At 68.4% G+C, this 7,051-nt stretch carries 7 protein-coding genes; 5 read left to right on the forward strand and 2 right to left on the reverse strand.

Features of this window, described 5'->3' with window-relative positions; translation table 11 throughout:
- Window positions 1-507 precede the first annotated feature (507 nt).
- A complete protein-coding gene (locus F4553_RS08450) occupies window positions 508-1,506 on the forward strand; it encodes a LysR family transcriptional regulator (RefSeq protein ID WP_184834207.1) in 999 nt (332 codons plus the stop codon).
- A 30-nt stretch (window positions 1,507-1,536) separates the two neighbouring features.
- Window positions 1,537-3,021 carry a S1 family peptidase gene (locus F4553_RS08455; RefSeq protein WP_184834209.1) on the forward strand — a complete coding sequence of 495 codons (1,485 nt, stop codon included), beginning with the start codon at window positions 1,537-1,539 and terminating at the stop codon, window positions 3,019-3,021.
- A gap of 59 nt (window positions 3,022-3,080) precedes the next feature.
- Here F4553_RS08455 and F4553_RS08460 read toward each other — a convergent pair whose 3' ends face one another.
- Window positions 3,081-4,712: a hypothetical protein gene (locus F4553_RS08460; RefSeq protein ID WP_184834211.1), complete on the reverse strand. Its 1,632-nt coding sequence runs from the start codon at window positions 4,710-4,712 to the stop codon at window positions 3,081-3,083.
- A 245-nt stretch (window positions 4,713-4,957) separates the two neighbouring features.
- Between F4553_RS08460 and F4553_RS08465 the strand changes: the two genes are divergently transcribed.
- Genes F4553_RS08465 through F4553_RS08475 form a run of 3 tightly spaced genes read left to right on the forward strand, consistent with a single transcriptional unit; the run spans window position 4,958 to window position 6,333 of the window.
- Window positions 4,958-5,659, forward strand: a complete 702-nt coding sequence (locus tag F4553_RS08465; RefSeq protein ID WP_184834213.1) for a hypothetical protein — start codon at window positions 4,958-4,960, stop codon at window positions 5,657-5,659.
- Window positions 5,660-5,668: 9 nt separating this feature from the next.
- The gene (locus tag F4553_RS08470; RefSeq protein WP_184834215.1) at window positions 5,669-5,932 is read left to right on the forward strand and encodes a hypothetical protein; all 264 of its coding nucleotides are present in this window, start codon (window positions 5,669-5,671) and stop codon (window positions 5,930-5,932) included.
- 20 nt (window positions 5,933-5,952) lie between these two features.
- The gene (locus tag F4553_RS08475; RefSeq protein ID WP_312875139.1) at window positions 5,953-6,333 is read left to right on the forward strand and encodes a hypothetical protein; all 381 of its coding nucleotides are present in this window, start codon (window positions 5,953-5,955) and stop codon (window positions 6,331-6,333) included.
- Window positions 6,334-6,360: 27 nt separating this feature from the next.
- Here F4553_RS08475 and F4553_RS08480 read toward each other — a convergent pair whose 3' ends face one another.
- Window positions 6,361-6,957: a peroxidase-related enzyme gene (locus tag F4553_RS08480; protein ID WP_184834219.1), complete on the reverse strand. Its 597-nt coding sequence runs from the start codon at window positions 6,955-6,957 to the stop codon at window positions 6,361-6,363.
- Window positions 6,958-7,051 lie beyond the last annotated feature (94 nt).

Here is a 7,051-nt window from a genome sequence, read left to right on the forward strand (position 1 = left end):
TGCCGTTGACCGATGCCACCGCCCGCTCCACCGTCTGCGGCCCCACCAGCGGCATGACCTGGAGCTTCGTGTTGCTCGCAGCTGCCGCCTCCTCCAGCGTCCGCACCACCTGAAGCGTCTCCGGCGACGACTTGCCTTTCTCGTCGGAGAGCAGGCAGGCAGTGAACTCACGATGGACCCGCTCGACCGGTCGACGCTCGTCAGCGGGCCACGCCAGCCACACAGCTGCGGCGAGAATCAGCAGAGTCGCCGCTCCGGCGACCCATCGAAGCGGTCCCATCGACCGCCAACGCCCGCCCAGGTTCATGGACACCCCCTCAGAGCGGCACAGCCTAGCGAAGATCCCGCTGGCGAGGCCACCGAGCCCGACATGCGCTATGCATACACATTAGTAATTTTTGGTCGATTTTGGCGTTCTATCCATATTGGTGACGGTCGTGACATCGGTGTTGCGAGGCATTAGGCTCTGCCAGTCACTTCCATTGGTTGATCCTGTTAAGGAGTGCCATGGACCTGGAGATACGGCATCTGAGAGTGCTGCGGGCGATCGCGGACACCGGCAGTGTGACAAAAGCAGCGTCGCTTCTCGGGCTGGCCCAGCCTGCTGTCACCGCGCAGCTCCAACGGATCGAGCGAGCGCTGGGCGGCCCTCTCTTCGACCGCGACCGACGCGGGGCCACACCGACGGCGCTCGGGGAGCTCGTGCTCGCCCGCGCCCGGGTGGTGCTGCCCGCGATGAAGGGCCTCCAGGAGGACGCGGCGCAGCTCGCCGGTCACCGGTCCCGGCCGACCCAGTGGCGCATCGGCGCGGTCAACGGACCGATCCTCGGCGGCCTCATCTCCCGGCTCGCCTCGCTGGAGGACAGCTTGGAGGTGCTGACCCATCCGTCGCACTGGGCCGACAAGCTCGCCGAGATGGCCGCCGAGCGCAAGCTCGACTTCTGCATCGTCGGCGTCTGCGGCGACACCATCCCCGGCCCGGCCGAGAGCGGCCTGGTGTGGCGCGAGATCGCGACCGACGCCATTTTCGTGATGCTGCCGGAAACGCATCCATTGGCCCGGCGCTGGGAGATCGACCTGGCGGAGCTGTCGGATGCGCAGTGGGCGAGCATGCCCGGCGACGGCTGCTTCGGCGACTGCTTCGCCGCCGCCTGCGCGCGATCGGGCTTCTCCCCCCGCACCATGTACGAGATGGACTTCGGCAACGCCATCGACGTGGTGCTGGCGGGGCATGCCGTGGGGCTGTGCAAGGCGACCTTCCGCCGGGTGGATGGCGTCGCGACGGTGCCGATCGCCGGTGGGCCACTGCGCTGGCGACACCTGCTCGGCTGGCACCCGCGCAGCGAGGCGGCCCGGTTCGCTGAGACGATGCACACCCACGCCGCTGCGGCCTACGAGGAGTCCGCCGACCGCAACCCGCACTACATCGAGTGGCGCAAGGCCTACCCGCAGTTCGGACCCGGCGTTCCATCGCATGACGATATGACGAAAATAATATCTATCTAGTTCAATACATTGCCCGATAGCTTTCCCGGCATGAATCGTAGAATTTTCTACATCTCCGCAGTAGCCACCCTCACCATGGGTATCACTGCCGCGCTGACCTACCCGGCCGTGGCCGGTCAGCGTGCCGAATCCGTCAACGATGCCGCTACCGCGGCGGGCGTCTCGCCCCAGGTCTTCGAGGCCCTGGCACGGGACCTCAAGCTCGACACCGCAGGCGTTTCGGTCCGGCTCGCCAACGAGGCGAAGGCCAACAAGTCCGACCTGAAGCTGCGCAAGTCGCTCGGCAAGTCCTACGCCGGCGCCTGGCTCTCAGCTGACGCGAAGACCTTCACGATCGCGGTGACCGGCGAGGCGCAGGCCGAGCAGGTGCGTGCCGCCGGGGCGACCCCCCGTCTCGTCAAGCACAGCCTGCAGCAGCTCGACGCGGTCAAGGCGAAGCTCGACGCCAACTCCGCCAAGGCGCCCAAGGCCGTACCCGGCTGGTATGTGGACGTCACCACCAACACCGTCGTCGTGCTCGCCCGCGCCGGCGCCGACACCGCCGGATTCCTCAAGCAGATCGGCGCCGACATCAGTGCCATCCGCATCGAGGTGTCCACCGAGAACCCGGTGCCGCTGATCGACGTCATCGGCGGCAACGCGTACTACATCGGCGGCAGCCGCTGCTCGGTCGGCTTCCCCGTCACGATCGGCTTCGTCAGCGCCGGCCACTGCGGCACCACCGGCTCGACGACCACCCAGCCGAGCGGCACGTTCGGCGGCTCCAGCTTCCCCGGCAACGACTACTCGTATGTCCGGACCGCCTCGGGCAACACGCCCCGCCCGCTCGTCAACCGCTACTCGGGCAGCACCACCGTCTCCGTCGCCGGCTCGACCGACGCGGCGATCGGCGCCTCGGTGTGCCGGTCCGGCTCGACCACGGGCTGGCACTGCGGCACCATCGGTGCCCGCAACGCGTCGGTGACCTACTCGCAGGGCACCGTCAGCGGCCTCATCCGCACCAACGTCTGCGCTGAGCCCGGTGACTCCGGCGGCTCGCTCATCGCGGGCAACCAGGCCCAGGGCGTCACCTCCGGCGGTTCGGGCAACTGCACCTCCGGCGGCACCACGTACTTCCAGCCGGTCAACGAGATCCTCCAGGCCTACGGCCTGACCCTGATGACCAGCGGCACCACGCCGCCCTCGTCGCCGCCGCCGACCAGCGGCTGCACCGGCTACGAGTTCACCCGCTCCGGCACGCTCTCCAGCGGCGGCGTCGCCTACCAGCCGGACAACAGCTACTACACCTCCACCGTCTCGGGCACCCACCGCGGCTGCCTGCGCGGACCGTCGGGCACCGACTACGACCTCTACCTGCAGAAGTGGAGCGGGTCGGCGTGGGTCGACGTCGCAGAGGGCGCGACGTCGTCGAACGCGGAGACGCTCACCTACTCGGGCACCGCCGGCAACTACCGTTTCCAGGTGCACGCGTACAGCGGTTCCGGCGCCTACACGATGGGCTTCAGCAACCCGTAACCAGCACCATCAGACGTGCCCGGCAGGCTCACCCGGCCCGCCGGGCACATCTGTGTCGATCAGAGGTAGGACAGCGTCGCCGATCCCGTCGCCGCGCTGTTGGGATTGACGAGCACGGTCCAGGTGCCTGTCGCGTTCAGCGTGAAGTCGCCGTAGGTCGCCGAGCCGCTGATCGTGAAGTAGCCGAGGTAACCGCCGGTCGGGTTGTAGAGCTCGACGTACGCCTGACCGCCGCCCCAGTATGTCGACGACGCGGAGATGCGGATGTGCTGGCCGCTCGTACCGGAGAGGGTGTAGCGGGCGTTCTGGCCCCGCAGCCCGATGGTCGTGGTGACGGGGACAGCCGGGGTGAGGGAGCCGCCGAGGATGTCCCGGCCCAGGGTAAGGGTGACCGACCCCGTCGCGGCGCTATTGGGGTTGATCACGGCGGTCCAGGTGCCCGTGGCGTTCAACGTGAAGTCGCCGTAGGTCGCCGAGCCGCTGATCGTGAAGTAGCCGAGGTAACCGCCGGTCGGGTTGTAGAGCTCCACGTAGGCGATGCCACCGCCCCACGAAGTCGACGACGCGTCGAAGGTCACGTGCTCACCAGATGTCCCGGAGAAGGTGTAGCGGGCGTTCTGACCCCGGAACCCGATCGCCGTCGTCACCGCGGTGCCGGATGTCAGAGAACCGCCGAGGATGTCCCGGGCGAACGTCAGCGTCACCGACCCCATCGCAGCGCTGCTGGGATTGATCACCACGGTCCAGGTCCCCGTGGCGTTGAGGGTGAAGTCGCCGAAGGTCGCCGAGCCGCTGATCGTGAAGTAGCCGAGGTAGCCGCCGGTCGGGTTGTAGAGCTCCACATACGCCACACCACCACCCCACGAAGTCGACGACGCGTCGAAGGTCACGTGCTCCCCGGCCGTCCCGGAGAAGGTGTAGCGGGCGTTCTGACCACGGAACCCGATCGCCGTCGTCACCGCCGTGTCGGGGGTGAGGGAGCCGCCGAGGATGTCGCGGGCGAAGGCGATCGTCGCCGCACCCGTCGCCGCGCTGCTGGGATTGACCACCGCAGTCCAGGTCCCGGTCGCGTTCAGCGTGAAGTCGCCGAACGTCGCCGAACTGCTCATCGAGAAGTAGCCGAGGTAACCGCCGGTCGGGTTGTAGAGCTCCACATACGCCACACCACCACCCCACGAAGTCGACGACGCGTCGAAGGTCACGTGCTCCCCGGCCGTCCCGGAGAAGGTGTAGCGGGCGTTCTGACCCCGGAACCCGATCGCCGTCGTCACCGCGACACCGGAGGTGAGGGCGCCGCCGGCGAGGTCGACGGCGTAGGTGAAGGTGGCGGCCCCGACCGCGCTGCCGCTGGGGTCGATGACGATCGTCCAGGTGCCGGTGGCGTTCAGCGTGAAGTCGCCGAACGTCGCCGAACTGCTCATCGAGAAGTAGCCGACGTAGCCGCCGGAGGGGTTGTAGAGGTTGCCGTAGGCCACGCCACCGCCCCAGGACGAGGAGGAGACGTCGAAGGTGATGTGCTCGCCGCTGACCCCCGCGAAGGTGTAGCTCGCGGTCCCTCCCGGTACGGCGACGGTGGCGGTGACCGGATCGCCGGAGGTGAGCACTGCGGCGGATGCGGGGGCCGCGGGGGCGACGATGACGAGAGCGGCCAGGACGGACGAGGCTGCGAGTGTGGCGAGACGACGGAACATGGCTCCTTCTTCCCTGCGACGAAGACGCACGGGTAGGGGGAGCTGGCCAGCTCAGATCGGCAGTTGCTGATGTAACTGTAGGCGCTCCGGCGGCTCGGAGCTGGACAGAGACTGACCAGCTTCGGCAAACCCGCCACTGCCAGGTACTTGTCGGATCAACGACATTTATATTATGCAGAAACTTGAATGTGTCGATTCTCACAGATGACGTGCGTCTAGCGATGCATGTCTATGAAGGGAGGCACATGGAACCCACCACACCGGCTGTGTCCCGCCGCGGAATCCTCACCGCTGCAGCCGCCGCTGGTTCCGCGCTCGCATTGGCGGTGCCGACAGCGGCATCGGCGAGCACCACCGCAGCTCCAGCGGTCCCGCTTGTGGAGCACAGCCGCATCGGTGCCGTGCTCACCCGATCGCCCTCGGGCGCCGAGGTGACTCTGCGCTACGCGCCGGACTTCCACGACCGGCTCGGCGACTGGATGCGTCTCTGGTGGGCCAACGCCCCCGGGGACTGGATCGCCCCGTTCGAGCTCACCACCGCAGGCACGTCCAACGGCGGACATGCCCTGCTGCTCGTCGGGATCAGCTACACGCGTACCGACCGCCTGCGCGCGGGCTTCGACGCGTCCGTGCGTGACAGCCGCTACTGGGCCACGCTCGCCAGCCTCTACCACCACTTTCCCAGGGTGACGGCCGGCGCTGGACACCTGGAGATCTCCGACGGCCACCCCGGCTTCACCGGCGGCTCCGACCAGGTCTCGTTCGTCCGGGCCGCCATCGCGGGCGTCTGGGCGGGCTCGGCTTCGGCCACCGGCGGCTGGGCAGCCGACGCCAACCGGATCCTGCGCGCCGCGGGCGGATCCGGCGACATCACCAGCCGCCAGGGCTGGTCCGCTTTCACCGAGGCCACGCTGCGGCGGGGCCTGTCCGTCCACCACAACCGCTAGGGGTATCCGATGGCAACATCACGTCATGATTTCCGCTTCGTCGTCGACGGCGTCGACCTCACCGAGGCACAGCGCGTCCGCATCGCCAACGAGATCCAGAAGGCCGGGCTCGCCGCGCTGCAGAACGCCAGCGTCAACCTGCTGCGGCCGATCACCGTCGGCCACGCCAACTGGCCGGTCCTGCGGCCCGAGTGGTACGGCCTCTGGGTGATCGACGGACCCCGGGCCGACCAGGTCGGGCAGCAGATCAACGCCATCGGGTTCTACCAGTAATGATCGACGACCAGCGGCGTGTGGAACCTGTCGACCGGATGTGCCCCAGCACACCGGCGGGCAACGCCACCGTCTTCCTGGGGATGATCACACCGATGGGCAAGGTCGCCTACATCACCCCGGAGGTTCCCGCCGAGACGGTGCTCTCCGGCATGGACGACTCTGCCGGGCCGCTGGAGGCGAGCTACCGGTTCGCCGGGCCATGCGTCACGAGCAGGTGCGGATTCTGGACCGGTGAGCACTGCGGCCTCGGCGCCACACTGGTCGAGTCCTATCAGGCCAGCGGTGGCGAGGAGGTCGACCTGCCCAAGTGCGCCATCCGGCGGAACTGCCGGTGGTTCGCCGAGCAGGGCCCGGCGGCCTGTTCGCCCTGCTCCTACGTGGTCACCGACGCGCGTTGACGGGTAATCCGGGAACCCGCCCCCGGACTACTCCGCTGCCGCCACCGGGCGACCGACCGTGAGCGCCTGACGCAGGTCGGGCTCGACGGAGGCGACGTAGTGCGCGTCCGGCTCGGCACCGACGGCATCCAGCGTCTTGCTGAAGAAGCACCGCGCTGTCGCGGCGAGCACCACCTGGAGGATGTCCTCCTCCCCCAGCCCGTGCCCGCGCAGCTCCTCGACGTCGGCCTCGGTGATCGCGGTGGCGTCGGCGACGACCTTCTCGGCGAAGGTCATGACAGCCACGTCGCTCGCGTCGAGCCCCGCGCTGCCGTGGTGCGTGGCGATGGCCCGCACGGTCTCCGCGTCGTAGAACCGATCCCGCAGCACCTTGCCATGGGCGAGGGCGCAGTAGCTCGACTTCAGCGCCCGAGCGGCGGCGAGCGTTACCAGCTCGTAGCGGCGCAGGTCCATGCCGCCCTTGATGGTGACGTTGAGCTGCTGCCACGCGGCGAGGACCGCGGGCCGCAGTGAGAAGACCTCGGTGTAGTTGGCGACGAACCCGTTGGCGGCCCGGTCGGCGGCGAGGAGGCTCGCGGCCTCGGGCGTGGCATCGGCCTCGTCAGGCACCCGCAGGAAGCTCATGCCACCGAGCCTACGCGTCCCGATGATCGCGCCGTTTCTCGGATTCCGGCACATCGCATGATCGCGTTGTTTCCGGGAAACAGTCCCTCGCCCA

This window comes from Allocatelliglobosispora scoriae, from assembly GCF_014204945.1.
Lineage (GTDB): Bacteria > Actinomycetota > Actinomycetes > Mycobacteriales > Micromonosporaceae > Allocatelliglobosispora > Allocatelliglobosispora scoriae.

Bases quoted from the DNA above. Each gene is read 5' to 3' on its own strand.
- F4553_RS08465 (WP_184834213.1), top strand. From the start codon at position 4,958: ATGGAACCCACCACACCGGCTGTGTCCCGCCGCGGAATCCTCACCGCT.
- F4553_RS08455 (WP_184834209.1), top strand. From the start codon at position 1,537: ATGAATCGTAGAATTTTCTACATCTCCGCAGTAGCCACCCTCACCATG.
- F4553_RS08460 (WP_184834211.1), bottom strand. From the start codon at position 4,712: ATGTTCCGTCGTCTCGCCACACTCGCAGCCTCGTCCGTCCTGGCCGCT.
- F4553_RS08470 (WP_184834215.1), top strand. From the start codon at position 5,669: ATGGCAACATCACGTCATGATTTCCGCTTCGTCGTCGACGGCGTCGAC.
- F4553_RS08480 (WP_184834219.1), bottom strand. From the start codon at position 6,957: ATGAGCTTCCTGCGGGTGCCTGACGAGGCCGATGCCACGCCCGAGGCC.
- F4553_RS08450 (WP_184834207.1), top strand. From the start codon at position 508: ATGGACCTGGAGATACGGCATCTGAGAGTGCTGCGGGCGATCGCGGAC.